Below are 26166 nucleotides of genomic sequence, written 5' to 3' on the forward strand. Positions count from 1 at the left end.
TATGATTGTAGAACTTAATTACAGCTTAATACTGTCCTGATGATTGGGGGTTGATCCCAAATCGAAAAGTACAAGGTTTACATCCGGCCTGGTCTTAAGCAATTTTTAGACAAATTAATAATCAATTTTAAAGTGGCGGTCTGGTCATCTGCTTCGGATGATTACGTGAAGAAAATTGTAAACAAAATCTTTCCAGAAGAATATCCTTTGGAGTTTGTTTGGGGACGCTCAATGTGTACTTTACAACACGACACTCAATCCTTGGATGATCTTGGATATTCCGATTATTACAATCACCTGAATTATTCGAAAATTTTGAAAAAGATTAAGAAAAGAGGGATTGGAAGGCTTGAAAGAACCTTAATCATTGATGACACACCTAGAAAATCAAAATACAATTACGGTAATGCTATTTACCCAAGTGAATTCAAAGGTGATCAATCAGATAATGAATTAGAACTACTGACGAAATACCTCTTAACCCTCAAAGACGTAGATAACGTGAGAACAATTGAAAAAAGAGGATGGCAAGAGAAAATAAAGCTGATAACAGGCGCTAAGCCCAATCGGCTTACTTAGTTGTTTGCAAAGGGCATTTGAATTCGATACATATGAGATATTTGAAAGGCTGAGCCGACTGTGCTTAGCTTGGCGTTAGCTGTAATTCCCCCTATACCAAAACCATTGATTTCTTAAGCTAACGAGATTGACTTTATGGATAATTTACTTAAATTGAATTTAGCCTAAGCAAGGCCGATTTTTCAAGTGTTGCTTCTAGCACGAGTGCAATTCTGGTTGAGATGTATGCGATGATTTCAGTGGCGGATTTGAAGATTTCAAATACCCCGTTCAGAATATTTATAAGCCAAAAGCACATCTCCTTAGGTTCTTATATTATTAAATAAATTGAAGAGTCATCAATCTCAATGGAAGTGGTCAATCCTCATGCAGCGGGAATTGACGTAGGAAGTCGCAGCCACTGGGTGGCAGTAGGACAATCCGAAAATGATGTTCGCGAATTTGGTGTTTTTAATGAAGATCTCTATGCTATTTCAGCATGGCTTCAAGAAAAGCAAATCACAAGTATAGCTATGGAGAGTACAGGTACTTACTGGCAGAATCTATATTCAGTACTGATATCTAAAGGCTTCCATGTGATATTGTGTAATGGTAAGTTTACCAAAAATATCAAAGGTAAAAAGAGCGATGTTCAGGACTGCCAGTGGATTCAAAAGCTTCATACCCTTGGTTTACTCAGCAGTAGTTTCCTCCCAGAAGGCAAAACAGAAGAGCTACGCACTTACTGTAGACATCGGTCCAACCTTCTTCATATGGCGGCTTCCACCTCCAAAAAAATGCAGAAGTATTTACGATTGCTGAATTTGAGATTGGATATAGTAGTGAAAGATATTTGCGGTCTTACCGGTCTCGCCATAATCCGTAGCATATGCGCAGGTGAATCGGAGGCCAGCTTGCTGGCCTCCTTACGCCATGGTAATTGTAGAAGAAGTGAAAAGGAAATAGCCAAAGCCTTACAATCTAATGGCAGAAAGGATTACCTTTTTGCATTACAGCAGGAGTTAGAGACGTATGATCACCTGCAGTCGAAAATAATAGCTTGTGATGCGGAGATATCGAAAAAGCTGGATGAAATCATTAATTCAGATGAAGATAAAAGAGAGCATTATATAGCATCAAAGCCTTATAAGAGAGTGAATAAAAACACCCCAAAAGATATAGATTTAAATTTAAAGAGCTATCAAATGTTCGAAGGCACAGATTTATTAGCCATAGAGGGGATGAGTTACTCTACAGTCCTGTCATTAATGAGTGAGGTAGGAGTAGAAGGTATTCGAAAGTTTCCGAGTGCGAAGCATTTTTCAAGTTGGCTGAGATTGGCTCCCAATAATAAAATCAGCGGAGGGAAGTTATTATCTAGTAAAGTACCTAAAGGTAGTAACCGACTAAAAATAGCTTTACGCATTACAGCCAATGCGATTGGCAATCTAAAAGACTCTACGCCCCTGAGAGATTTCTTTCACCGGATCAATTTCAGAAAAGGCAGAGTCTCAGCAGTGAGTGCCACGGCAAGGAAGCTGGCTGTGATCATTTGGAATATGATTGTAAAAGGGACACCCTATGAAAATCCAGAAGGTTATTTGTATCTGGATCAGAAAAGAAAATTGGGTTTAGTAAAGCGGATTAGAAAACAAATTGATAAATTCCAGTTGACTAATGAAGAATTGGGAATAGTAAATGTCTCATAATCAATATAATGTGTAGACGTTAGTCAGAATTCCACATTTTTAGGCTCAAAAAAAGGCCAGAGTGATAACATAAGAATTTAGTTAATATAATAAATTTATAAAGTCGGATCAAAGCTCGATTAATTAAATGGCGTTTAAGGTGTAAGTCATCAACTCCATCAGAATTCTGGAGATAGGGACATTGTGAAAGTACATTTTGCGGAGCTATAAGCTACCCCGTATACAATATTTTAATTATCCCAAAGACTGTACCCGTTACGACCTTTCAATTTAGCGGCTGTTGCCTCCCAAAATGGGTAAGGGAATTTTTTGATTTTAACTAAATAATAAATCAAATTGAACGGTTTTGTTATATACAATTAGAAAATGAATTTAATTCAGGAAAACACTAAGGATGTTGAATGGTTCACCAGCTTACGAGAAGTCGAAAAGTGGCTGGAAATTAATCTTGAAGATTTTGACTGGCATTTTTCTGATGTTGTAGGCGGATGGACTCCATTGGAAGACCCAATATGGGTGACTGGACGAGAATTGAAATCAAAAATTGATGAATTTGATTACCAATTTTCTTGGGCGGTAATTTCAGCATTTCCTTTAGGTACACAACCTAGATTAAGTGAAGAACCTTATGCTGATGGTAATCCAAATTTTTGGAAAGGAATTCCTAAAAAACAGCTAAACGATTCACTTTTTGAAATAGTTTGTTGGGATAGTAGTGCCACCCTTTGGATTGGTTTGCCTGAAGAACTTGGGATAAGAGTTTTAAAAAATGCCCCAGGAATTTTGGATTTAGACGAATTAAATAAAAAAGTAGCTAACAAAAGCTAAACTGCATTAAAACGCAGTTTAGCCAAACCGTTGGCATGCCATAAAAGATAACAAAATGATTGATGAGATCTACTTAAAATGTAGTCTTTGCTCGGATGCACATTCATATCAACTTGCCGATAATTTTGTGGTCGCAATAGAAAGTGAATGGAAAAGCGTCCTTAAAGGTGAATATCTATTATCAAAAAAACCAGAAAATGGCGAAGAGTATGAATTGATTATAAATGGACCTTTGAAGCTGAGCTTTAGAGATAATTTTTGGAGTATATACATGAGTCCTAATGCTCAATTAAATGGCATTGAAGATGAGTCTGACATTGCTTCTATAAGCTTCTGTTTGAATAAACCATTGGAAGTTATTTCATTAGATGAAATGACTGCTACTCTCAAAATTAAAGTAGTTGAAGTGATTGAGATGAGTAGGTCAATTAAAACAAAGAATCCAGATATTTCATGGATGGGTTTGTTGAAGTACCAATCAGAATCGAAAACATATTATCAGATAGAGAATTACTCAAGGTATTCGTTAATTAACATCAATATTCAGAGTGATTTAGGCTTGGTCCTAATCATTGAAAAAGATAATTATCAGAGTTGGATTGTAGCTGTAAATGAATGGGATTTCCATAAAAATTTGTGGTACACTTATTCTAAAGAACTAACTAAAGAAGAAGAAATAAGATACGGCATACAACACAAGGCAAGCAGCATGGCTGATTGAGATAGAAATTAAAACATTTTGGGAAGCAAGTAACTAATATGCTAACTCGGATGGAAAATGCGCCAAAGCCGCCACGCTGCCTGCCCCAACCGTTATGGCCAACTAAAATATGAAAAAAACATTATTGATCTTTTTTACACTATTGATGGCTTGTGGTCCAAAAAATGGAGAAAATCAGGTTGAAAATAGAAATGAAGTACCTATAGATTCCGCAATTGAGCAAAGTTCAAAAAATGACAATAAGGTAATTCAGATTCCTGAAAAGTCTGACCAAGAACAACCAATAGACACCTTCTTCTATACAAACAGGCTACACCAAAAGATAGCAGATAGAAATAGATTGGATATGTTTAAAGTAAATTCTGAAACTAGATTAGATATAGTTGGCAAGTCAGTACCAGAATTAAAATATGAAATTGGCGAAGGTGTGAATCATTTTTTGATTAGCAATTTAAGGGAATTAGATACTATGAATTTCGGTTGGATTGAGACAGTAGAATGGTCTACAGATTTGAGAGGTGATGATACAAAAAAATTCATCTTCGACCACGGGATATTGAAGGAAGTAAATTGAAAAGCCGAACCGCCAACAAAATGCAATAGCTAGCCCTATTTGAACCGGGCGCGAAGGCTTCATTCTCCAAGCATGAAAATTGATAATTGAAAGATAAATGCAAACAACACTGGGCCAGCTATTCGCATTGGCCGTTGTGTGTCAGCCGAAAAAAACAAAACGAATGAACTTTAAAGAGTTAGAACAAAAAATTGAAACCGCGACTAAAAAGGCTTTTATCGAAATATTTAATGAGCATAAAACTGAAGATATTTATACTTTTTCCTTATATAGTGATGGAGGAGCTATAACTGTTTGCCCTTCTACAAACACGATAGATTTTTTGGAGAATTTAGACGAAGAAGAAAAGGAGGAACTGACGTATTACAAATTTGAACCTGCTGAATGGAAATATGAAATGGCAGGAGCAGTTGAGGAATTTGATGATATATGCACTGAATTAAGTACTGAACTTGGTAAAAACAACTATGAGAATGAATACGAAGATGAAGAAACATTCGTAGCTTTCCGGAATCGTCTTTTTAAGCTTTGCGTGAAAGTGCTTAAAAAGTTAAAAAAAGAAGACTTTTTCAGAAACATTATTGGAAAGGATATTTTTTTGACATTTGCTGTTTCTGATTTTGAATTTGACAATGATGAACTCGAAAATATAATTATTGAACTAAACGATAATGATTATAAGGAAGAATATTTAAACTGGATGAAAACCTGGAATGAATAAAAGCCGAACACACAACAAAGTATAAATGCCATTAAAACGGCTATTTATACAAGCCGTTGTGTGTAATTCAATCGAGATGGATATAGAAAGTTTTATAAATAACCTAAGTGGATTTAAAGATAAGGTTACTATTAGCCCGTTATCCGAACTAGAGGTTAATGAGATTGAACAAATTCTTGAAAGAAAATTGCCAATCTATTACCGTGATTTTCTACTACAAGTGGGATTGAAACAAGATGTCGTTTGGGGATTAAATGACAGGATTAACGATTTTGATCCACTTGAAGATTTTTTACCCGAAGGAGAATCCAAAAGGTTTTTTAGGTTCGGAAACAATGGTGGCGAAGATTACTGGCTCCTAAGGAACGATGACCCTACTGATAAGACTATATATGAGTTTGATTACTACTGTGACTTTGAGATTAAGAGCCTAAACAAGACTTTCAACGACCTCTTAAATGAATCAATTCAGAATTTACGGGAAAATCAAGATCAATTAGCTAGCAATTCTGATAAAGTCTGGGCTGTACAGTTTTCGATTGACACCAATGATGAGTGGGATATAATTAAATCTCTAAGAACTGAGTTTAATTGTGAAATCGCCAATGAGGTAATTTACACCGAAACATCTCCGGCTAAAGTAGTTTGCTCTGAAGGGAAAATTAAAATACAGAGCATTGAAGTCCCTTTAAAAAAACAAGAGTATGAAGGATGGGAAACAGCATCATTTTATTTTGACTGGAAGGAATCTGTAGCAGATATGAATGAGAACTCATTAATTAAAAGGATTGAAGAAAAATTAAAGCAAAGTGGGCTGAAGGTTGCCCTAATTGACTACGGTATAATGGATAAAAACTAAAATAACATACACACAACACTATGTGAAAATGCATTAAAACTCATTTTACATTCAACGTTGTGGAGCATTTAATTATGAAAAATACAGTGATAAGCTTTCTAATGATTTTGATGCTGGCAGCTTGCGTTGTACCCAATGAAAAACGTTTGGATAAGATTATAAATGCCCAAGAACTGAGAATTCAATTGAACACATATGGTGGCTTCGCTGGATATTCTGAACAGAATTATCATCTCAAGAAAAGCGATTATGAAAACTTATTAATCATCGATGAAGGGACCGATTATCAGACATTTATCCGGATGGATGAGGAAAAAAAACAACTTCTCAAGCAGTTTCTTGAAGAGGCGTACAAATCCAATGATCCCGATAAAGAAATGTCGAATTCTTGCATGACAGGAATTGATACCGAATACATTGTCAGAAGTGGACTGACTAAATTAAGGCTGGTTCCAAATGAAAAAAGTGATTCGCTCTTTTGGATGATGGTGGATGAAAGAAATTGAAAACGCACCACAGCATCGGGCAGTCGCTAACCTGGCATTCATTAGCTTGAACGTTAGTTTCTCCAAGCACTAAAATTTATACTCGTAAAGAAACCCAAACAAGTCCGGCCAGTGTCTAGCCCGGGTCGTTGTGCATCATTAGACCAAGATGAATAGAAATAAAATTATTGTAAGACCTGAATCTGAAAATCTTTGGTGGGGAATTTATGGCTTTTGCGAAAAGACTGGCTGGGAGGATTTGAATCTTTTCGATGAAAATGAAAAACGAATTGGAGGAGTGTGCCTTAATGGCAAAGGTTATTTAAGAGCTGGACTTGACGATTTAAAAAATGACCCTGAAGAGAAGGAATTTGTATTGGCAATTGAAAAATATTTAGCTGATAACAAATGTCATTACTGGTATTACTATGATGAAAAAGAAAATGAAGACCTTTATGAGGTTCCATATTTAGCGTCAAAAAACAATAAAGGTGTAAAACCTCGATTTATGGATATTTGGCATCCTGATGAGGGAATTGGAATATCGACAATTGATTCAGCAATAAAGATTTTGGCAAAAGAGCATTTAGGAATAACGGATTGTGTTGTGGAAATTCAAAATGAAGGATCTTTTGAGGATTCGTTGAAATCGTTTAAGGAAAATGAGGAGTTATTTGGAGGTGAATCAAAAGTTGAAGTTAAATTTACAGATGAATTAATAGAAGAATTAAGTCAACATTGGAAGAAACCCAAAGACGAGGTATTAAAGCAATTGGAAAACTCGATTAAATAAAACGAAGGCACAACACTATGTAAAAAAGCATTAAAACACCTTTTACAACAACCGTTATGTAGCATTTGAAAGAATGACCAGAAATAGACTTTTAGGAATTGGACTAATTATAGCTGTCACCATCTTTTTGAAATATGGTAGGTCAGTTTATATGCCTTTTGTAAATAAGATGAAAGGAAGCCAGACTGTTGAATCGAGAATTGATGACATACAAGTCGACGTATGGAATCGACTTGAAAACAATCTGAATTTGGCAGGTTATAAAATGGACTACCCCAAGGAGATAATCCTCGTAGCATTTAAAGAAGAACGAGTTCTTCAAGTATACTCAAAGGACTACAATGGAGTAAAGCTAATAAAAGAGTACCCATTTACAGCGTTTAGCGGTGAACTTGGTCCTAAATTAAAAGAAGGCGACAAACAGATACCAGAAGGAATTTACGAAGTTGAATACCTCAATCCCAATAGTTCATTTTACCTTTCTATAAAAGTTAGTTACCCAAACGAGTTTGACAAATCCAAAACTAAACTGTCGAATATTGCTGATATGGGTGGAGATATTTTTATTCACGGAAAATCAGCAACTATTGGATGCATACCAATTGGGGACGAAGCGATTGAAGAAGTATTCGTATTAACACAAAAGGCGATAAACAATGGAGTTAAGGTAATAATTAGTCCAAGAGACTTTCGGACAAACTCTGAATACCCCAAAATTATAGGTATTGATTGGGAGAACGAACTGTATGACAGAATAAGAAATGAAATAAAAACGCTAAAATAACTAAGTCTTCGTGTGGATCATCGAGCCCAACATGAAGAAAGTGTTGAACGAAACGTGGCACTGTCTATGGGTATTAGTCATTATTAAGATATGATATTGAAACCCTACTTATTGAGATTAAGGGCTGTGGCTTTGGATCAGAGGCTGCTGATAGTTCTATTTTACTGTATTTATATAAAATTAAGGATATCAGGCTCTACTCTACTGCGTAAAATAATATGGATTTAAGAATAATTATGGAAAAAGACAATTTAGTTGATCTAGTGGTTAAGTATTTCGAAAAAGTAGATGCGGGTGATCCTAGTTATCTAGACCTATTCTCAGAAGATGTTGATTTTTTCTTTCCTAAATTTGGACAGGCGAAAGGAAAGAATGCCTTAGTGGAGTTTGGCAATAGAATTGGTAGCTCGTTGATAAGTATCTGGCATGACATAGACGGTTTTCAAATTACAACTGCTGGAAACAAGATAATCGTTGAAGGGCAGGAGGGAGGCGTAATGAGTGACGGTACTTCTTGGCCGGACAACAACGTGTCCACTGGTCGTTTTTGTAGTGTATTTGAGTTTAGCGGAAAATTAATTAGTCGCATGTACGTGTATGTAGATCCTGATTTTCCGAGTAGAGATTTAGAAAGAATTTCTGTGTTGTCAGAGGGAAAGTAACGCATAACAAACTCCTCAAGAGGGACTGTAAACGCGTGGCGTATCCAGTCCCATTGAGCTGCTGTGGTTATTCTTCATTTCCACTGCTTGAAGATTCTTTTTTTACCATTCGATTTGTCTTGTTACTATGCTCTTGTGACACGAACGGGGCAACTCCCTAACAAGAGACAATAACTGGGGAACTGTATTTCAAACTCAGGAACTCCAGAGTCAACTATCCAACTATTTAAAAACTACATCGACAGCTTGGCCGCCTTGATACCTAACATTTCAAAGCAAAACAGTCAATTTTTAGCATCTTATCAACTCCTCAAAAACCATAATTTGGTAAACAAGTTTGATAGACAAGAACTCATTAATGAGAACAAGAAAGTACAAATATCTCTTAGTGGCATAAACCTCGGTAACAACTTGTTCCGGAGTGACTCGCTAATTTCAACCAACAAAGTCGAAGGAAAGACTTACTGGAGAAAATAGAACGAAAAGGTAACAGGCGATATGGCGAATGGCCAAACTGCCTATCTGATACTTTAGCGCAACTAGATCATGAGTCTGCCCATTCTGATAGTTTTTGTGCTTCTAGCAAGCTTTTTCGTTCTGGATTTGGACATGCTGAACGCAGAGCATTGTGGATACTGTTGCGGGGGTTGGGCAGTTTCACTACTTTAGAGGTGTTTCCAAAGGGTATGGTCACTCGCCATATCTGATCGTTGACAGTCATTACTGCATGAGTGAATCAAGGAATAAAAGAAGGTTAAGTGATTTTGGTGATTCAATCTTTTTGATTGTGCTTGGAATTGGGTTCTTCTGGATGACCAGATCACCTGAACTAAAAGATATTACCAATACCTCAACAATTAGCAGCATCCTTACAACATCTCCAAAATCTGGTGTACACGGTGAAAGTCAAGATTATATTGGTTTTCATCTAGCAGGGCATGATGATTTTTTCGAGTTTACAAAATGTTCATACAATAATAGAATAAGACTAAGAATTGAAGCTTTACAGGTTGGAGATTCCATTACAATACATATTAATAAAAGCAGTTCTTCAACAACATATCCAAGGAGCGGTAAAAAGTATTTCACTTACAGAATATGTGCAGCTAGTTCACCTAAACATGGTTCTTACTTAGAATTTTCTCAATACAATTATTGCTTAGAGAAGAAAGCAAGCATCTGGTATCCATTGTTATGTGGTGTGCTAATCTTAATAGGTCTTTTTCAAATAGGGAAAAAGCTGAAAGATAAGGACAACTTTTTTAGCACAAAGTATCTACACTTAGATGAACAAGGTTCTGAAGAGATATATTTTCGACTTCATCCTAGCAAAACCTCTTATTTTATGAGTAAGCTAGTTGGGCCAATAATATCTTTAATCGTTGGGCTATTACTCCTAATTTTTACAGATTCGATCACATGGAACTATATTGGTTATGGAGCAGTGGGTTTAGGGATCTATCTCATTTTGCACTACTTACGGATTCACTCAAAAATTTTCTATATCCTGGACAATGAAGGTGTACACATAAAAAACGTAACTACTTTCTTTCAAGAAGAGATCAAGGCCATTCATTACAATTCAATTCAAGAGGTAACTTCTAAGCGTAAGTATTATCAATATGACTCTAAGGTTGGAACTGTTCTTATCTATTCTGGTAAAACAGATGATGAAGGTGACAAGATTTATGACAAATTAATAGGAATTGAGAAGTACAGTGAAGTCGTTGATTTTATTTCTAAGTTAATCAAAAATCGCAAAAATACGACTGTGAACAAATGATATAGCACATGCCTCTACTGAGTTATTTTAAAGAGAACTGCAAATCATATTTTAGTATATATTAAAAAATTCTGTAGGCACTCGCCATATCTGGTGGTTGTGTGTCATTAATGAAAATGAAATTAATACCAGTAATAGAAGTCGGATATGCAAATCAGGGAATCGAAGCTCCTGAATATGGACCTTATTGGGAATATCCAAACGAATGGGATGAATTCAATAATATGTCTTATAAAAACGCAGGATTTAATGACCCTTTTAAGCCATTTGATCCAGGAGCGTCACTTTACGAAATTGAGCTAATAAGTGACGATAACTTGAAAAAAATTGTTGTTGATCACACAGAGGAATTACGAAAAGGCGAGTATGACCGGGAGCAAGCAAGTCCATTATTTGGTGGTTATGTCCTTGAAATCAATGAAGAAAGACTTTTCTATCCTCAATGTTGTGGAGATTTAGGCGATATCCAGTTTTGGAGAAACATATCAAACGGCAAAGAGTCTTTTTATGAAGGACACCCTGCTCCAATAGTGAAATTTAAAAATGACGAGATTTTGTTTGACCTGACAGTTCAAGAGTTTGATGAGGAGTTTACTCCTATTCCTAAGCAAAGAAAATTTCGATTGCAAAGAGATGACTTGAAAAAGGCAATCATAGAAGCGCAATTGACTTTGGAGAAATTTGCAAACCGTATTCAAGCAATTAATGAATCAGAAAACTTGAATTTGGAAAGGATTGAAGATTTGTTAGTTTGGGAAAATATTAATTATCAATAAAAAACGAACACACACAATGGCTAAAAAGCGTTGTGCATCATAAAAAAATGGCTAAAAAATTAGATCAAATTGTAGTTGTTGATATCGAAGCAACTTGTTGGGATGAAAAAACTCCTGACGGAATGGAGTCTGATATTATAGAAATAGGAATCTGTTTATTAAATGTTCAATCTCGAGAAATAAGTGATAATCGAGGGATCATTGTAATTCCTGAAAGGTCAACAGTTAGTCCATTTTGTACTGAATTAACCACAATTACTCCTGAACTTATAGAACAAGAAGGGGTAACATTCAAAGAAGCTTTAAAAATTCTTAAAGACGAATATTTAACTCAAAGTAGAGCATGGGCAAGTTTCAGTGCATACGATTTAAAACAATTTCAAAGACAATGCCTGGCTCTTGGGAGAGGCTATCCATTTGGACCATCCCACATAAACGTAAAAACATTATTCGCCCTTAAAAATAAATTAGGACATGAACAGGGAATGGCGGGAGCCTTACATATCCTTGGCATAGAACTAGAAGGAACGCACCATCGTGGAAAAGATGACGCAAAAAATATTGCTAAAATTCTTCGAACAATATTGTAATGTGATATCACAGCATTAATTATAAAACAACCGGTATTAGAAGAGAAAGAAAAATATTATGACGTAACTCCAATTGACATTGGACATATCTTGGTAATGTATTTAATTGATCACAACCTGATGAACTCGACAAGTATAGTGAACTAGTCGATGAACTCGGGCTGTAACAGATGCACAACAGTCGTTGCCGCCATGCTCGGCATGGTGGTATGATTATCACAGCTCTGTTGCATAGGATGGCCTGGCTAGTCGCATCTAACTTTAAAAGTCTCACAAAATGCGGCTATTCATTTTTAAAATTAAATTAGTTAGATTCACCCCGTAAACGAAATAGGGTAATGAGTTTCCCTTAAACGGATATTAAGTGCAATTGGGGCTAATCGAAAATTCATCAACTAATTAATGGGACTTTTAGATTTCTTAACCAAAACTATAGGTGTGGATCCGGGCAGTCAAAACTTGAGACTAATTCATAATAACGAACTAATATTTAATGAAACGGCTGAACTCTCTATTGACCCAGAAACAAATAAGGTTTCAGGATACGGAGATGAGGCAATTCACGCAGAGCCGAACAAGTTAATTAAGCCAGTCAATGCCGTAATTGCCGATTTTCACGGTTTTGAACGTCTTCTAAGGGGATCGATGAAACGAGCACTGAACGAACTTGGTTTCCTGCCAACTACAGAATGTACTTTTCCTTACCCATGACGGCAACAGAGGTAGATAAACGTGCCTACCGAGATGCAGGTGAACATGCAGGGGCAAAAGAAGTATGGATGATCCATCAACCGTGCAGTTCAGCCATTGGAATGGGAATACTGTTTGAAAAGAAGGATTTTGTTTTGGTAGATTTCAGTGCTAGTAAAGTTGAAATAGCCGTATTTGCGAACGCTTTACCTATATCCGAAGGTGCCATACACATTGGAACATGGAAGCTCCAATGCGCTCTTCGTAATTACATTTTCAGAACTCACCACCTAAGTTTAAGCGATGAACTGTTGGAGACACTTCTATTTGACTTACCAAAGCTTGGTGAAGAATACCAAATTGAAAATAAGACCATCAAAACCGAGGAGCTTCGACAAGTTCTGAGTCCATACTTCACTCTCATTGAAGATCAGATTCTTGAAACACTAGAACAAGCTGGAACTCACCAACGAATCAACAAAATAATGTCAAATGGTTTTCAGTTTACTGGTGGAGGCGCATATGTGAACTGGCTAACAGAGAAGATCGCTTTAAATGGCAAAATGAACATCAATTTAAGCTCGAACCCTTTACTGGATAACATCAACGGATTGAAGAAAGTCATCCAGAACCCTGAGCATTTCAAGAACTACTTGATGACATAAAAAGCACTTAACAGGCGCTAGGCCCAATTGGCCTAGGCGGCGGCGCAGTTGCTTAGCTCAGCCGCGTGACGAATATTTCTGAGGCCTCTGCCCAGTTAGGTAAAGATTCACTTGAATAACTATGACTAGGGGAGGTGAAGTCAGACCTTCTTCTGCCTTTTGCAATATTTAGGACATTATATGCTATATCGACCAGAGGCCTAAATCATAATGATCACTTGGCCGGAGCCAAGCGATTGGGAACCGTGGCTTTTCAATGCAATACATCATCCGATGACTTGCCCTTATCATGGCATCTTAATCATACTTAGAGGTCTTTTTCTTAGGATCCCTTAAGTAAGCCCAGTGATCTCTTCTTTTTGGATGGATCGGGAGATTAGTGGAGTGGGGAAGTCTTCAGTCTTATTTTGCACGAGCAAATGTCCAGCGTGTTTGTTATGGCTAGGTTTAAACATGCCGGGCACGGATGAGATTTTATAAATGAATACTACAAGTTGCCTAATTAGAGATAAGATCAGGTTACTTACTTATAAGTATAATAAAGTCTAGAAATCCACAGGAATATAGAACGGGCAAAGGTATATGATGAAGAAGTAAGCTTTGCCATGAAGCTCTTGACTGTAGACTAGCTGAGGTCTATATATCGAAGAGTTTATTCTTAAGAATTGTTCACTTTGTTTTTAATATGATTATCTAACCTTCATTCTAATTGATATAAATAAGAAGGCTCATTTACGCATGACTTTTGATTATTTAGAATTAAAAGCCTCTTAAAACGCCATATAAATAAGAGCTTTATCTTCTCACAGCAAATATTCTAAAGTTTTAATTTAAACGCAACAATATTGTATTTAAGTGTAGATGCATTATGTTTGCATCTATGTTGCATTTAAAGCTCATTTCAATTGAAGAATATCTTTCTTATCAAAAGCCGTTATACCTATCCATTAGTAGTGGCCATTCGGCACACTCAAGGGTATTGCAATTAGTTTGAGAATGGAGTTTGGAAGCCAAGTCTACATAACCCCGACCTAACAAGAAGGTAGAAGGTTTGCCTAAATACAAGATGATATCTCGAGGAGGAGCCGCAGTTATATACAACCCCTAGAAGATGGTTGATGGTGATTTGAGCAAACTATGCTAGCGGATCTGTGTGAATTAATCAATTTAACCAATATATAATCAAACAAAGAATGAAGTACAAATTTTTAAAACTTAAAACCCTGGCTATAGCCATGGCATTTTTGACAGCCTGTGGTGATGATGATACTACTGATGTGATTGAAGAGCAAATTAACTTCTCGGAAATGGAGAGTGATTGGGTGCGCCTTTCTTTGCTTCACGATAATAAAATAGAAGTGATGCAGGCCAATACTGGAGAGATAAGCTACACTGTTGAGGGAGAGCTTGAGGAAGGTTCTCAGTACCACACCAGCAACACGGGGCGTTATATAACCATAATAGAAAGAGCTAATAACAAAGTGCGTTTTATTGACTCAGGGATTGTCAACCATGGTGATCATGGTCATGAACAACCCGCAAAATGGCTGGATCTTGAGTTAGATGGCCCTTTACCTACGCATTATTCTAGTTCGGAAGGTCATATTGTTATCTTCAATGACGGTGATGGTTCTATTACCCTTATTGATGAAAACCAGCTTGAAATACCTTCTTACCAACCCAAAGTATTCAGCTTTGAAAACACGGTGGCACATCACGGGGCTGCTATCAGGCTGCAAAACGGAAAGTTTGCAGTAACTTTTAATGATAAACCAGGAACTATCCCTGGCATAGTAAAATTAGTAGATGCTAACGGAAACGTTATTTAATGACGTGGAAACAGTGGAAGTTACCATGATCCACGGAAATGCGTCAAATGGAAAATATGGAGTGTTTGGTGCCACCGAAGGAGTGGTCCTCGTGGATGATCAGGATAATATAGAGTTAATTAAGAATGTTGAAGGTCTCAATGCAGAGAGTTGGTTATCACATATCCATGGACATGACAACACAGATTTGTTTTTTGGCAACGCCAGTCAAGTAGGTGTGTTTAAAGTTGATCCTGTAAGCAAAACAATGGCCAAAATTTATAGTGGAGATGATGTGATCAATGAAATGTTTAACTTCAATGGCGAGTACTACATTATTCATACGTCGGACAATAAAATTAGGGTATTTGATGCTCATAACGGAAATGAAATTGCTAGCCGGGTGATCGAGGTAGCAAATATTCCTAAACTGTCTCAAACCAATGGTCGTGAAATGGCAGAATTAATGGAGGCTGACGAACCTAACCCTGTGTTAGTTACATCAGATAAGTTTCTATACGTTCTAGCTCCAAACAGAACGCAAATAAAGGTGCTGGAAATAGCTAGTCTAAAGCATGTTCATACTATTGAACTGCCCACTGCTGTTGACAGCATAGTAAAAAATGGCTTCTCCATGGAAGGAGATCAGAACTCTGATCACAATCACGGTTAAAAAAGAGCCTCAAATTTAATAGCCCAACCACAAGTTATTGTTAGCTTATGGTTGGGCCATTTTATTCCTCTAATTCTCCGTAGCCGCTTAGCTCAGCCGCGTGACGAATATTTCAGAGGCCTCTGCCCAGTTAGGTAAAGATTCATTTGAATAGCTATGGCTAGAGTAGGTAAAGTCAGGCCTTCCTTTAGCTTTTGCTGTATTTAGGGCATTATGTACTCTATCAGGCAAGGCATACGCCTAAATCATAATGATCACTGGGCCGTAGCTAAGCGATTCCTAATAATTATATGAGGTAAAGAGAGGCTCTATAAAATAATAGACTCATTTATTTAACCTTCATTAAGTAAATCTCTAACTTTTCTCACCTTGGTCTCATAGGTTGTTTTTTCGCTTTTAAGATAAATAGCTGTACCAATAAGTACTAAAATGAATAACAAAATAATAGCACTGGCCCACTTAATGATAGTTGAACGTTCCTTATCAATTTCAGCTTGTTTAATATCTCGATAGTGGATTTCTATTTCTTTATCTAGCAAAACCTGTAAACTTTTATAATCAAGTTTATTCACTAATTTGGACCTTAAGTCATCTTGCTTATTTCTTAAATCTTCTATCTTAAAAATATCTTTTATGTCAATTTCACTTCCTTTTGAAGCTAATGCACGCTGAGATTTAGATATTAAACTCAAACTTTGCATCAATGACTCATTAATAACTTCTTTATCTGCTAAATCTATCGCAATATTAAAAATATCTATGGCCTTGTGGTGTTCACCCTGAAGCTGGTAGAGTTCTCCTTCTATATTCAAGCTTAAGATTGAACTAGTTTCACCCAAAGAGATTTTACTTGCTAGGTCATGAGCCTTATCTAACCATTTTCTTGTTTGATCAAACTCTGCTTTAGCATTATATATGTTGGCAATATTCAAATAAATTAAGTGTTTTTGATGATCTGGAACATCACTTATTGAAAGTGCTTTTTAAGTATATTCTAGAGCCTGAGCGTAGTCGTTTTGGTTATAGGCTACGTTACCTAACTTATAATAAAGGTTACTCAACTCCGCCCCATGACCTTTTCCTGTCTTACTTAGATTATTAATAGACTCATTATAAAAGGCTGTGGCTTCATTCCATTCCCCCAATTTATACTTACTAGTGGCTATGTTTTTTTGAGCATGTGCCAGATAATACCAGTCTCCTACTTCTTTATAAAGTGACGCAGCTTTATGAAAATAAGGTAAAGCGGATTCATATGCTTTTATGCGGAAAAAAATATCTCCTATATTATGAATAGCATCTGCATTTCTAAGGTAATCATCAATGCTATCAAACAACTCTGAGGCAGTGAGGTAATGATCTACGGCTAGCAGGTAATCACTATTTAAATTAGATATATAGGCTTTAGCATATTCACCTCTAGCCTGATAAAAGATATCTCCTTTTGTTTGAGCTAGAGATAGCAATTCATCTACATGCTTCTCAGCCAAAGAAAGATCTACCTGCTTATAATCTTTATACAATTCAAAAAGCACAGACATACGGGTTTTATCTTTTAAACCATTCGTATTCAGTAATTGCTCTAGCCCATGGGTATCTTCAGGTAATCCACTGTCATATATTTCCTCTGGTTCTGTACAGGAAATTATTGCAATAGTTAATGCTATACAATAATTAAAAATAATATGCCTTTGAAGTTTCATTAGGTGTAGGTTAGATTAAGCTTTAAATTTTTAATTATCTTACATATGTAAAATATACATCAATAGTAGTGGCCATGACTATTCCCTTTCCCCAATGGGCTCTGACTTATCTCCACCTGGCTCCGTTGGTAATTCTTTTTTGCTTATCTCATCATAATTGTCATCACAAGCTGACAAGAAACAAAAACTTAAAAGTATTACGGATAGAAATGAAATTTTGAATATTTTCATTGGGCTAAAATTTTTATACTATTTATGTAATGGTAACATAAACAAATACTTACTTTTTTAAAAGCTTGCGCTTTTAGAGTTAATTTAAGAAATGTAATGTTAACGCTTAAACATTCTATATTTGTATTCATATTGAATTTAAGGCAAAAAAATGACATTGAAACTAAAACTCTGCCGTAGTCGCTCGGCCGGAGCCAAGCGATTGCGAACAGTGCCTTTTCTATACGATACATCATCTCATGACAAGCCCTTATCATGGGTACCTTACTCATCCTCAGAGGCTTTTCTCTTGACATCCCTTACGTAAGCATAGGGATCTCTTCCTTAGGGATGTAGAGAGTTTAGATTATTTACTTTGATTTAGGTGCTATTTTTTATTGAAATTATTAAGTTAAGGGATTGAAAATTATCCGATGTTAAGCATTTATAAAAGTTTATAAGTACTTAGAAATGGATATAATTCTGATAATAAGTTATTTAATTAAACTTTACGGAGTATTGTGTATTGCATATACTCGGATGTTGGAATTAATTGAAAAGAAATGAAGACAAGAGAATTAACAGACAAAGAAATTTTGGATTTTTCAGATAGAGATGAAAGTCATTTCTATGATAATAAGGCATTTGAAATTAAGGGTGACAAAATTCAAAAAATTGCTGTTGCTTTTGCAAATTCTGATGGAGGTGAGTTTATAATTGGTATTAAGGATAAAAAAGATGAGCCTGACAAGACTAAAAGATTTCAAGGAATTGAAGATATGGAAGCTTTTAATTTTGTTTTTCAAAACTTGACTTCCCTGAGTCCAACAATTCCTCATAATTATGAATTCTTAGTCAACAAAGACGGGAAATATGCTCTGAGAATAATTATAGAAAAGAGTGAATCTGTGCATAAAACGGCTAACAACACAGTATACATAAGGAAATCCGCACAATCACTTCCATTAAAAGATCCTGCTCAAATACAAGCACTGTCATATGCTAAAGGTGAATCCTCATATGAAGACACTGTAGTTAATGCTGCATTAGCTGAAGACATTTTTGAGTCAAGCGAAATCAAGAAATTTCTTCTCGATTATTCACCACAATCTGACCCTATTGATTTTACTGTAAATCAAAATTTGGTAGACAGAAAAACATACGACCCAAGAACATCAGGTATATTACTTTTTAGTGACAACCCAACGCCATTATTATCTAAAAGATGTGGTATAAAAATCAATAGATATGATACCTCAGAAGAGATTCCTGAAAGAATTCATTTAAAAGAACAATTTACAATTGAAGGTAGTCTAAATGAACAAATAAAAGCAGCTTCAAGAACGATTACAAAAATGATGGAATCAGTTCAAATTATGGGGCCGGAAGGATTAATCAAGGTAAAGTATCCACCGGAAACAATTTGGGAAATTTTAGTAAATGCAGTAATCCACCGAGACTATTCAATTTCTGATGATGTTCAAGTTTTAGTATTTAATAACCGAATTGAAATTAAAAGTCCAGGCAAACTTCCGGGATATGTTACAATCGATAATATTCTAGATGCTAGGTTTTCTAGAAATTCAAAAATAGTTCGGGTATTAAACAAGTATAAAAATCCTGCCAACAAGGATATGGGTGAAGGTTTAAATACTGCTTTTCAGCGAATGGAAGAATTCAGGTTAAAGGCTCCACAAATATTGGAAGATGGTAATTATATAAAAGTAATAATTGCTCATACCTCATTAGCTTCTCCAGAAGAATCAATAATGAAGTATTTGGAAAATAATCCTGAAATAAAGAATCGAGAAGCAAGGGCTATAACCGGTGTTAAGTCTGAAAACGTTATGAAGAGACATTTTTATGATTTGCGGGATAAAAATCTCATAGAACCTGTAATGAGTAAAACAGGTAACAAGATTGTTGCTTGGAAAAAGAAAAACTAATGCCAACAAAACCTATAAGCAATAGCACCCTTCGGGATGCTACTGCTCATAGCTAGACCGTTAGCAAACACACATGAAAAAAAGGCTTATTAGAGTAACCAAAATTGTGTTTGGATTTCATTTCTTAACATATTTATTTCTAAGCGACTACATGCTTAAATTAAAAGTAGATGATAACTACTTGAGCTTTACTCAAAGAAGATTGGCAAATCCATATAATAAAAATGTAAATGAGACCGTTTTCTTTGGCTCATGTGGAGATGAATTTTTCAGAGATGAGTACAAAAATGAAAGACTGGCTTACAAAGCAAATCAAAATTTTGAAATGTTAGATTCTCTACGATTTTCAAATCAAGAATACTATCTAAATGTGACGTCATTCCCATATCACGACAATATAGCAGGAATATTCCAAAAGAATACAGAAGAATCAGGTGACATTACTTGTGTAGTTTATACTGCTTGTAGAGTAATGGATATCCCTTTATTATATGCTGAGATAGAAACTTTTGAGGGGTTTAGCAATTATTATGACCTTCACGCCATGTATTACAATGAACAACTTGAAACTTCTCACTTCTCATATATTTGGTGTATTTGCTTTTGGCTTGAAGTGAATTCCAAAACATTGAACAAATAAAACATTTGCTAATAACTAAGTCTTCGTGTGGCTCAACGAGCCCAACATGAAGACAGTGTTGAACGAACCGTGGCACTGTCTATGGGTATTAGTCATTATTGAGATATAAGATTGAAGCCCTACTTATTGAAATTAAGGGCCGTGGCTTTGGATCAGAGGCTGGCTTTAAGCATGTAAAGCCTCTTGAGAATTGCCGATGAGTTAATTTTTAGGCTCAAAAAAAGGCCAGAGTGATAACATAAGAATTTAGTTAATATAGTAAATTTATAAAGTCGGATCAAAGCTCGATTAATTAAATGGCGTTTAAGGTGCAAGTCATCAACCCCATCAGAATTCTGGAGATAGGGACATTGTGAAAGACCATTTGGCGGAGCTATAAGTTACCCCTTATACAATATTTTACTTATCCCAAAGACTGTCCCCGTTCCGACCATTCAATTTAGCAGCTATTGCCTCCCAAAAAATGGGTAAGGGATTTTTTTGATTTTAACTAAATAATAAGCCAAATTGAACGGTTTTGTTATATACAATTTAAATGAAAAGATTACGAATAGATATAAAGAAAGTTCAACCTCGGACAGGTTCAAAGTGGATTGATTATCCTTTAATAGGAATATTGATTCTTATTGGGTTGTGTCTGCTGCCTTTGCTGATCGTTTTTTGGATTTTTGGAATTCTAATTAATCTTTTAAATCCGAATAAATCAATTCAATTCGAAAACAATTGGAACAAGATAATTACAGGAACTAATCAGTCAATTAGTTACAAATGGGTAAATGTAGATGACATGCCAGAATACGTTTATAAATATTTTGACACTCAGCCTTTACTCATGTTTAACACTAATCCACACTTAGAATTTTTTGACGGGTACTTTACTGACTTCAAGGTAGAACGTGATGACGGGTTATTTATTCAAAAGGTAATTCGGAATGATGAAACGAAGGAAATAAAAGCATTGCCTCTTTACTTTTTTAACTATTCAACCTTGGACATAAAGGAAATCAAGGATTTAAAAGGTTATGAGATAGATAGCAAAGGAAATCCTAACGACTTTCTGGTTAGTGCGATTGGTGAAGAGGGAGAATTAGAAATAAGGTTAATAAAAGAATAAAAACGCCATAGAACAATGTATATACAAAATAGGCGAAACTGTATTAAATTTAAAGGTTGTAGCCCCGCTTCAAAATCTTAGCGACTCGATAAGTTTGAAGCACGAAATCGCCCACATTTGCATATACCTATCCTTGTACACAATTATGACAAAATGAAAAAACTACCACTAATCAACCTGATACTTTTAATAGGAACAATTGCCTATCTATTAATTTCAACCGATAAAAATCAGAATTATAACGAGAATAAAATAATTCCTGAAATCACTACCGAAAGACTTAACATTGTGGGAAAGGATGGAAATAAATATGTTGTGCTAAGTAATCCCGAGAAACAAGCATTAGCCACAATAGATGGTAAACCAATAAATCCAGAAATAACCGAAAGAAATATTGCTGGCTTATTGTTTTTTAATGAAGATGGTGATGAAATTGGTGGCTTGGTGTATGGCATTGATAGTACTGACAGCTACCAACTTCTGACTTTTGACCAACGAAAGAATGACCAAATAATGGCATTGAGAAAAGATGAATATTTAGAAGGTGGAGAATGGAAAAAGCAATACGGACTTCTATTGCAAGAACGCTCTGAAAAACAATCCAATGTCATCATTTCAGAATTGAACAATATTCGGAAAATTGAGGATTCTATTCTGAGAGAGAAAGAATACGACAAGTTCTACAATAATCGAGAAAATTTAGCACCGCAAAGATTGTTTATCGGTAGAACATACTCTGAAAATGTAGGCCTTTTTTTAATGGACAAAAACAACAAACCAAGATTACAAATATATTTAGATGAGGACGGAGAGCCTCACATTGAGAGTTTTGATAAAAACGGAGAAAAGAAAATTATTAAATAACTGTGTACAACAATGTATAACCGCAATTACGGCGGATTCGACTACGTCCGAATCCACTTGGAATTGCTAAAGCCTGTGTCAAACCGAAAATTAACGCATGTTAACCCGTAACTGACGGTTATACGAGACCGTTACCCACAATTCCCCCTATACCAGAACCATTGATTTCCGGAGCTAACGTGGGTTTGAGAATAGCAGGGCAAAGGTTAAGAAGTATATATTGTAATTAATTGATAATTAATCATTTATAAAAACGTTAGTCAGAATTCCACATTTTTAGGCTCAAAAAAAGGCCAGAACATAAGAATTTAGTTAATATAGTAAATTTATAAAGTCGGATCAAAGCTCGATTAATTAAATGGCGTTTAAGGTGCAAATCATTAACCCCATCAGAATTCTGGAGATAGGGACATTGTGAAAGACCATTTGGCGGAGCTATAAGCTACCCCGTATACAATATTTTAATTATCCCAAAGACTGTCCCCGTTCCGACCTTTCAATTTAGCGGCTGTTGCCTCCTAAAAAATAGGTAAGGGATTTTTTTTGCTTTTAACTAAATAATAAGCCAAATTGAACGGTTTTGTTATATACAATAATTAATCAGATGTTTGAGAAAATTATACAGAGATTGGAATCCACGAATGACTATTCAGAAGACCTGATTCTAAAAATTAAGGACATTTGTAATTATTGGTCAAGCATTAGTGATTCAACCTCTTCAAAGCTTAAAGAGATAGTAGAGAAATATCAATATGAAAATCTCAAAAATATTAGAAGAGATGACTCACAAACTACTCATTTAGAATTCTGGAAGGATATTGGAGTATTTTCTCTTTCACCAGCTTTAGAAGACCATGATATAGATGATGACTTCATGCTGTTCGTTGAGGATTTTCACGGTAAAATTAACTTTTCAAATGTCAATGAAATAGATGATGATGAATTAGATATCTATTACGAGTTATTGGATCGAATCTTCTACACTTGGATTTCATTTCTATGGCAAGAATGTGATGGGAGTAAATCAGGAATTCCTACTTGCACAATTGAGAACAATAGTACCCGAATGTTCTATTTCAACGATTTCTTATTTGACAACATTTCCTCTTTCCACAACGAATGGTTTGATAAAAGAATTAATGGTACTGCTTTTAATAGAAGATTAGAACTTGAAGAAATATATGCTCGAACGAACAGAAATATCAAACGTGCGAATAAAACCATTAACTGGACATTTGAGCAAAATCAGGAAATTTCGGAATTTACTATTAATCATAATGTTACAATATTCAAAAGTTCTGGTCAAATTGACGAAGTAATTCATAAACCAGATACAAATTATGATAATAGCCATGAAGTAGCAGCGAAATATTTTATTAAGCGAAGCAATGAGCTGATTAATGATAATTGGAAATTAGAAGAAAATGTAGGTAACACTATGTAAAATGCATTAAAACGCATTTTACATTAAACGTTAGCAGCAATTCCCCCTATACCATCACCATTGATTTCTTAAGCTAACGAGATTGACTGTATGGATAATTTACTTAAATTGATTTTAGCCTAAGCAAGGCCGATTTTTCAAGTGTTGCTTCTAGCACGAGCGCAATTCTGGTTGAGATGTATGCGATGATTTCAGTGGCGGATTTGAAGATTTCAAATACCCCGTTCAGAATATTTATAAGCCAAAAGCACATCTCCTTAGGTTTTTATAATCTTAAATAAATGGAAGAGTCATCAATCTCAATGGAAGTCGCAGGCACTGGGTGGCAGTAGTACAATTCCCAAAATGATGTTCGCGAATTTGGTGTTTTAATAGCCGTTCTTACTTTTTGCTTATTTTCCTTTTTACGCCAAATAAAGGTTGTAAAAACCTTATTCTCCTAATGATCAATTCATAGATGATCCAGGTAATGGTAAAAGTACCTATCATCATAAGTGAGGCTTTAGATATCAATCCCCAGTTCTTATCCATTACAACATACGCCAATATTAGCATAACGGTTTGGTGCAAAATATAAAAGGGATATACGGCTTGGTTGCAATATTTGAGTAATGGGCTATTAACATTAAGGTACCTGGCAGAAAAACCCAATAATGCTAAAATCCAGGACAAGGCATTCATTACTAAAACGAAAGATTCAATAGCGCTGGAGGTGTTCTCTGGTATTAATACCAGGGTGGAAAAACATACTACACCAATGATCATATTATAAATTATGTAGCGCCTTATTGTATCCCAAAATTGTTCCTGGACTGTGATGAATAGGAACCCATAAAGAAAAATGATTATGTAATGTGCTATAGTATAATAATCTCCAACCAAGGCATGGTTCATTGGGAAATAGGGCTTGAGTAGATATTCTGTAATGAAAAGAGGTACTGCAAGTGTATAAATAGTTAGTGGGTTAGCCACCAATTTTCTTAAAGTGCTAATCAGTTTGTTGTCGGGATTATTTTTCAAATAACTAAACAGTGGTATCAGCACCAATGAAAATAATAGCAGGTAGGGTAAAAACCACAGATGGTGCCAGCTGATATTACCGTCTGGATATGCTCCTGTAAAGGCTTCATTTAGCCAGAAGTTGAGGTAAGTACCATCAAACTGCTGCTTGGCTATTCTTTCTATAAATACCTGTGGGGGAATGATGAATAACATACCAAAAACCAAAGGGATCAGTAATCTCGTAATTCTTTCCCAGGCAAATTGCGTGGTTGTCCTCTTTTGCAAAGCATAATATGTACCCATTCCTGAGATAATAAATAATACAGGTAGTCGCCACTGATTTAAAAACCACATGGGGTAAGCTAATTCCGAATAGAGATGATTATTCTTAATGTGAAAGCCCCAGGGAACAAAAAACATCCCCACATGATAGAATATGAGTAGAGCAAAAACAAGTACTCTCAGCCAGTCCAGATCATAACGTCTCATAGTTTTTTTTGACAAATCTATAGCCAAGAGAAGGGTAAAAACTATGAAAAAATAGCTTGTGTGATGAACTGCACGCTATTTGTGATAAATAACAAGCCAGCAGCTTACCTCTTTAGTAATGTGTTGAAATGATCAATCATAGCCCTGGACACAGGAACTACCTGATCTGAATTGTTGATGGTTAACTTATATCCCTGAGCATTCCCACTTACCTCATTTATATGGTTGATATTCACTATATATGACCGGTGGGTTTTAACAATATTATAGAACGAAGCGAGGTTAGACTCCAGATCCTTTATTGTCATCCGTAGTATATTCTTTTTTACCAGCCCATGTTGCTCAATAAAAATTTCAATATAATTACCATCAGCTCTGGCAAAAAGAAAATTTCTGATGTCGAAATGGAGACTTTCGCTTTTTAGTTTAGTCTCAACGAAAACCTCAGATGACTTATCTGATTTACTAAAATCACTTAATGCGTTTATTCTTTGAGCATTTCTAATATGTCTATTATTTAACCTAATAAAGTTTAATGGTAGCAGTATGAGAAAAAAGAGGATACCTACTAAGTAGGCATTTTTAATTTCCTCAATGAAATAACCAAAAGACCAATTAGCGGGATTATCATAGATGATATCTCTTATCAGAAACTGAGATATTCCAACCAGCAATAGTAAAGCCGAAATAAAGCAGGCTTCCTTTCCTACATACCAAGTTTCTTCAGGATCAAATGGCTTGATAATAAGTGAGAGCACAAATAGATCTGCTACTGCCACTAAAGCATGAATAACGCTGATCATAAAAAAATTCATTTTATGCTCAGGTAGGTATACCACGAAGGGCTGAAAAAGGTAGTTGAACAACGCGACCATTATGAAAAGTAGAACTGAAATTATTAACAGAGACTTTCCAGAATAATAAAATGGATAGGGTAGCTTAAGAAGGACTAAAATGCTATTTAGAAATGAGGATTTCAATTACAGTAAGGCTCGGGTCTTGCTCAAAGTTAGAAATGATCATACCCCAAAAATTAGGTCAACAGTTTAAGTTCAAAAAAGAAACTTAAATTTAC

28 protein-coding genes are annotated in these 26166 nt (G+C 35.5%); 23 read left to right on the forward strand and 5 right to left on the reverse strand.

What is annotated here, in order from left to right:
- Positions 1–60 precede the first annotated feature (60 nt).
- From JL102_RS22815 to JL102_RS22900, 18 genes are all read left to right on the forward strand, one after another.
- The gene (locus tag JL102_RS22815; RefSeq protein ID WP_202246817.1) at positions 61–579 is read left to right on the forward strand and encodes an NIF family HAD-type phosphatase; all 519 of its coding nucleotides are present in this window, start codon (positions 61–63) and stop codon (positions 577–579) included.
- A 347-nt stretch (positions 580–926) separates the two neighbouring features.
- Positions 927–2267 (forward strand): IS110 family RNA-guided transposase, encoded by a 1341-nt coding sequence (locus tag JL102_RS22820; protein WP_237390712.1) that lies wholly within the window; start codon positions 927–929, stop codon positions 2265–2267.
- A gap of 366 nt (positions 2268–2633) precedes the next feature.
- Positions 2634–3095, forward strand: a complete 462-nt coding sequence (locus JL102_RS22825) for a hypothetical protein (RefSeq protein WP_202246791.1) — start codon at positions 2634–2636, stop codon at positions 3093–3095.
- Positions 3096–3150: 55 nt separating this feature from the next.
- Entirely contained in the window at positions 3151–3816 is a 666-nt protein-coding gene (locus JL102_RS22830) for a hypothetical protein (RefSeq protein ID WP_202246792.1), read from the forward strand.
- A 109-nt stretch (positions 3817–3925) separates the two neighbouring features.
- Positions 3926–4390, forward strand: coding sequence for a hypothetical protein (locus tag JL102_RS22835; RefSeq protein ID WP_202246793.1), 465 nt, complete (start codon positions 3926–3928; stop codon positions 4388–4390).
- Between the two features lie 97 nt (positions 4391–4487).
- Entirely contained in the window at positions 4488–5111 is a 624-nt protein-coding gene (locus JL102_RS22840) for a DUF4303 domain-containing protein (protein ID WP_202246794.1), read from the forward strand.
- Positions 5112–5187: 76 nt separating this feature from the next.
- Positions 5188–5970 (forward strand): SMI1/KNR4 family protein, encoded by a 783-nt coding sequence (locus JL102_RS22845; RefSeq protein ID WP_202246795.1) that lies wholly within the window; start codon positions 5188–5190, stop codon positions 5968–5970.
- 74 nt (positions 5971–6044) lie between these two features.
- Positions 6045–6476, forward strand: coding sequence for a hypothetical protein (locus JL102_RS22850; protein WP_202246796.1), 432 nt, complete (start codon positions 6045–6047; stop codon positions 6474–6476).
- A 148-nt stretch (positions 6477–6624) separates the two neighbouring features.
- Positions 6625–7248, forward strand: a complete 624-nt coding sequence (locus JL102_RS22855; RefSeq protein ID WP_202246797.1) for a hypothetical protein — start codon at positions 6625–6627, stop codon at positions 7246–7248.
- A gap of 73 nt (positions 7249–7321) precedes the next feature.
- On the forward strand, positions 7322–8032 hold the full coding sequence (locus tag JL102_RS22860) for a L,D-transpeptidase family protein (RefSeq protein ID WP_202246798.1): 711 nt from the start codon (positions 7322–7324) through the stop codon (positions 8030–8032).
- Positions 8033–8268: 236 nt separating this feature from the next.
- Positions 8269–8694, forward strand: a complete 426-nt coding sequence (locus JL102_RS22865; RefSeq protein WP_202246799.1) for a nuclear transport factor 2 family protein — start codon at positions 8269–8271, stop codon at positions 8692–8694.
- Positions 8695–9322: 628 nt separating this feature from the next.
- Positions 9323–10477 (forward strand): YdbT family protein, encoded by a 1155-nt coding sequence (locus JL102_RS22870; protein WP_202246800.1) that lies wholly within the window; start codon positions 9323–9325, stop codon positions 10475–10477.
- Between the two features lie 116 nt (positions 10478–10593).
- Positions 10594–11253 (forward strand): hypothetical protein, encoded by a 660-nt coding sequence (locus JL102_RS22875; protein WP_202246801.1) that lies wholly within the window; start codon positions 10594–10596, stop codon positions 11251–11253.
- 47 nt (positions 11254–11300) lie between these two features.
- Positions 11301–11843 (forward strand): 3'-5' exonuclease, encoded by a 543-nt coding sequence (locus JL102_RS22880; protein WP_202246802.1) that lies wholly within the window; start codon positions 11301–11303, stop codon positions 11841–11843.
- 402 nt (positions 11844–12245) lie between these two features.
- Positions 12246–12554 (forward strand): hypothetical protein, encoded by a 309-nt coding sequence (locus JL102_RS22885; protein WP_202246803.1) that lies wholly within the window; start codon positions 12246–12248, stop codon positions 12552–12554.
- Positions 12551–13198, forward strand: a complete 648-nt coding sequence (locus JL102_RS22890; protein WP_202246804.1) for a rod shape-determining protein — start codon at positions 12551–12553, stop codon at positions 13196–13198. Before JL102_RS22885 ends, JL102_RS22890 begins: the two co-directional genes overlap by 4 nt.
- A 1193-nt stretch (positions 13199–14391) precedes the next feature.
- The gene (locus tag JL102_RS22895) at positions 14392–15027 is read left to right on the forward strand and encodes a hypothetical protein (protein ID WP_202246805.1); all 636 of its coding nucleotides are present in this window, start codon (positions 14392–14394) and stop codon (positions 15025–15027) included.
- A complete protein-coding gene (locus JL102_RS22900; RefSeq protein WP_202246806.1) occupies positions 15005–15679 on the forward strand; it encodes a hypothetical protein in 675 nt (224 codons plus the stop codon). Before JL102_RS22895 ends, JL102_RS22900 begins: the two co-directional genes overlap by 23 nt.
- A 332-nt stretch (positions 15680–16011) precedes the next feature.
- On the opposite strand, the gene JL102_RS22905 is transcribed toward JL102_RS22900, so the two are convergent.
- The 3 genes from JL102_RS22905 to JL102_RS22915 form a co-directional block, all read right to left on the reverse strand.
- Complete coding sequence (locus tag JL102_RS22905; RefSeq protein WP_202246807.1) at positions 16012–16611, reverse strand: tetratricopeptide repeat protein; 600 nt, start codon at positions 16609–16611, stop codon at positions 16012–16014.
- A 51-nt stretch (positions 16612–16662) separates the two neighbouring features.
- Positions 16663–17382, reverse strand: a complete 720-nt coding sequence (locus tag JL102_RS22910) for a tetratricopeptide repeat protein (RefSeq protein ID WP_202246808.1) — start codon at positions 17380–17382, stop codon at positions 16663–16665.
- A gap of 78 nt (positions 17383–17460) precedes the next feature.
- Positions 17461–17613 carry an ETRAMP family protein gene (locus JL102_RS22915; protein ID WP_202246809.1) on the reverse strand — a complete coding sequence of 51 codons (153 nt, stop codon included), beginning with the start codon at positions 17611–17613 and terminating at the stop codon, positions 17461–17463.
- Between the two features lie 542 nt (positions 17614–18155).
- Between JL102_RS22915 and JL102_RS22920 the strand changes: the two genes are divergently transcribed.
- From JL102_RS22920 to JL102_RS22940, 5 genes are all read left to right on the forward strand, one after another.
- A complete protein-coding gene (locus tag JL102_RS22920; RefSeq protein ID WP_202246810.1) occupies positions 18156–19538 on the forward strand; it encodes an ATP-binding protein in 1383 nt (460 codons plus the stop codon).
- A gap of 151 nt (positions 19539–19689) precedes the next feature.
- Positions 19690–20178 (forward strand): hypothetical protein, encoded by a 489-nt coding sequence (locus JL102_RS22925; RefSeq protein WP_202246811.1) that lies wholly within the window; start codon positions 19690–19692, stop codon positions 20176–20178.
- A 535-nt stretch (positions 20179–20713) separates the two neighbouring features.
- Positions 20714–21292: a hypothetical protein gene (locus JL102_RS22930; protein WP_202246812.1), complete on the forward strand. Its 579-nt coding sequence runs from the start codon at positions 20714–20716 to the stop codon at positions 21290–21292.
- 153 nt (positions 21293–21445) lie between these two features.
- A complete protein-coding gene (locus JL102_RS22935) occupies positions 21446–22156 on the forward strand; it encodes a hypothetical protein (RefSeq protein WP_202246813.1) in 711 nt (236 codons plus the stop codon).
- A 604-nt stretch (positions 22157–22760) separates the two neighbouring features.
- Positions 22761–23600, forward strand: coding sequence for a hypothetical protein (locus JL102_RS22940; RefSeq protein WP_202246814.1), 840 nt, complete (start codon positions 22761–22763; stop codon positions 23598–23600).
- Between the two features lie 381 nt (positions 23601–23981).
- Here the strand turns inward: JL102_RS22940 and JL102_RS22945 are convergent, their stop codons facing one another.
- Positions 23982–25091, reverse strand: a complete 1110-nt coding sequence (locus JL102_RS22945; RefSeq protein ID WP_202246815.1) for an acyltransferase family protein — start codon at positions 25089–25091, stop codon at positions 23982–23984.
- A 104-nt stretch (positions 25092–25195) separates the two neighbouring features.
- Entirely contained in the window at positions 25196–25894 is a 699-nt protein-coding gene (locus JL102_RS22950) for a LytTR family DNA-binding domain-containing protein (RefSeq protein ID WP_202246816.1), read from the reverse strand.
- Positions 25895–26166: the final 272 nt, after the last annotated feature.

The organism is Fulvivirga sediminis (assembly GCF_016757215.1).
Classification (GTDB): domain Bacteria; phylum Bacteroidota; class Bacteroidia; order Cytophagales; family Cyclobacteriaceae; genus Fulvivirga; species Fulvivirga sediminis.

Excerpts from the sequence above, each read along its gene's own strand:
- JL102_RS22820 (WP_237390712.1), top strand. The coding sequence starts at position 927 with ATGGAAGTGGTCAATCCTCATGCAGCGGGAATTGACGTAGGAAGTCGC.
- JL102_RS22855 (WP_202246797.1), top strand. The coding sequence starts at position 6,625 with ATGAATAGAAATAAAATTATTGTAAGACCTGAATCTGAAAATCTTTGG.
- JL102_RS22885 (WP_202246803.1), top strand. The coding sequence starts at position 12,246 with ATGGGACTTTTAGATTTCTTAACCAAAACTATAGGTGTGGATCCGGGC.
- JL102_RS22895 (WP_202246805.1), top strand. The coding sequence starts at position 14,392 with ATGAAGTACAAATTTTTAAAACTTAAAACCCTGGCTATAGCCATGGCA.
- JL102_RS22930 (WP_202246812.1), top strand. The coding sequence starts at position 20,714 with ATGAAAAGATTACGAATAGATATAAAGAAAGTTCAACCTCGGACAGGT.
- JL102_RS22920 (WP_202246810.1), top strand. The coding sequence starts at position 18,156 with ATGAAGACAAGAGAATTAACAGACAAAGAAATTTTGGATTTTTCAGAT.
- JL102_RS22850 (WP_202246796.1), top strand. The coding sequence starts at position 6,045 with ATGAAAAATACAGTGATAAGCTTTCTAATGATTTTGATGCTGGCAGCT.
- JL102_RS22915 (WP_202246809.1), bottom strand. The coding sequence starts at position 17,613 with ATGAAAATATTCAAAATTTCATTTCTATCCGTAATACTTTTAAGTTTT.
- JL102_RS22860 (WP_202246798.1), top strand. The coding sequence starts at position 7,322 with ATGACCAGAAATAGACTTTTAGGAATTGGACTAATTATAGCTGTCACC.
- JL102_RS22910 (WP_202246808.1), bottom strand. The coding sequence starts at position 17,382 with ATGAAACTTCAAAGGCATATTATTTTTAATTATTGTATAGCATTAACT.
- JL102_RS22945 (WP_202246815.1), bottom strand. The coding sequence starts at position 25,091 with ATGAGACGTTATGATCTGGACTGGCTGAGAGTACTTGTTTTTGCTCTA.
- JL102_RS22925 (WP_202246811.1), top strand. The coding sequence starts at position 19,690 with ATGCTTAAATTAAAAGTAGATGATAACTACTTGAGCTTTACTCAAAGA.
- JL102_RS22845 (WP_202246795.1), top strand. The coding sequence starts at position 5,188 with ATGGATATAGAAAGTTTTATAAATAACCTAAGTGGATTTAAAGATAAG.
- JL102_RS22880 (WP_202246802.1), top strand. The coding sequence starts at position 11,301 with ATGGCTAAAAAATTAGATCAAATTGTAGTTGTTGATATCGAAGCAACT.
- JL102_RS22900 (WP_202246806.1), top strand. The coding sequence starts at position 15,005 with ATGCTAACGGAAACGTTATTTAATGACGTGGAAACAGTGGAAGTTACC.
- JL102_RS22940 (WP_202246814.1), top strand. The coding sequence starts at position 22,761 with ATGTTTGAGAAAATTATACAGAGATTGGAATCCACGAATGACTATTCA.
- JL102_RS22840 (WP_202246794.1), top strand. The coding sequence starts at position 4,488 with ATGCAAACAACACTGGGCCAGCTATTCGCATTGGCCGTTGTGTGTCAG.
- JL102_RS22890 (WP_202246804.1), top strand. The coding sequence starts at position 12,551 with ATGACGGCAACAGAGGTAGATAAACGTGCCTACCGAGATGCAGGTGAA.
- JL102_RS22875 (WP_202246801.1), top strand. The coding sequence starts at position 10,594 with ATGAAATTAATACCAGTAATAGAAGTCGGATATGCAAATCAGGGAATC.
- JL102_RS22825 (WP_202246791.1), top strand. The coding sequence starts at position 2,634 with ATGAATTTAATTCAGGAAAACACTAAGGATGTTGAATGGTTCACCAGC.
- JL102_RS22830 (WP_202246792.1), top strand. The coding sequence starts at position 3,151 with ATGATTGATGAGATCTACTTAAAATGTAGTCTTTGCTCGGATGCACAT.
- JL102_RS22950 (WP_202246816.1), bottom strand. The coding sequence starts at position 25,894 with ATGATCAGCGTTATTCATGCTTTAGTGGCAGTAGCAGATCTATTTGTG.
- JL102_RS22935 (WP_202246813.1), top strand. The coding sequence starts at position 21,446 with ATGAAAAAACTACCACTAATCAACCTGATACTTTTAATAGGAACAATT.
- JL102_RS22835 (WP_202246793.1), top strand. The coding sequence starts at position 3,926 with ATGAAAAAAACATTATTGATCTTTTTTACACTATTGATGGCTTGTGGT.
- JL102_RS22865 (WP_202246799.1), top strand. The coding sequence starts at position 8,269 with ATGGAAAAAGACAATTTAGTTGATCTAGTGGTTAAGTATTTCGAAAAA.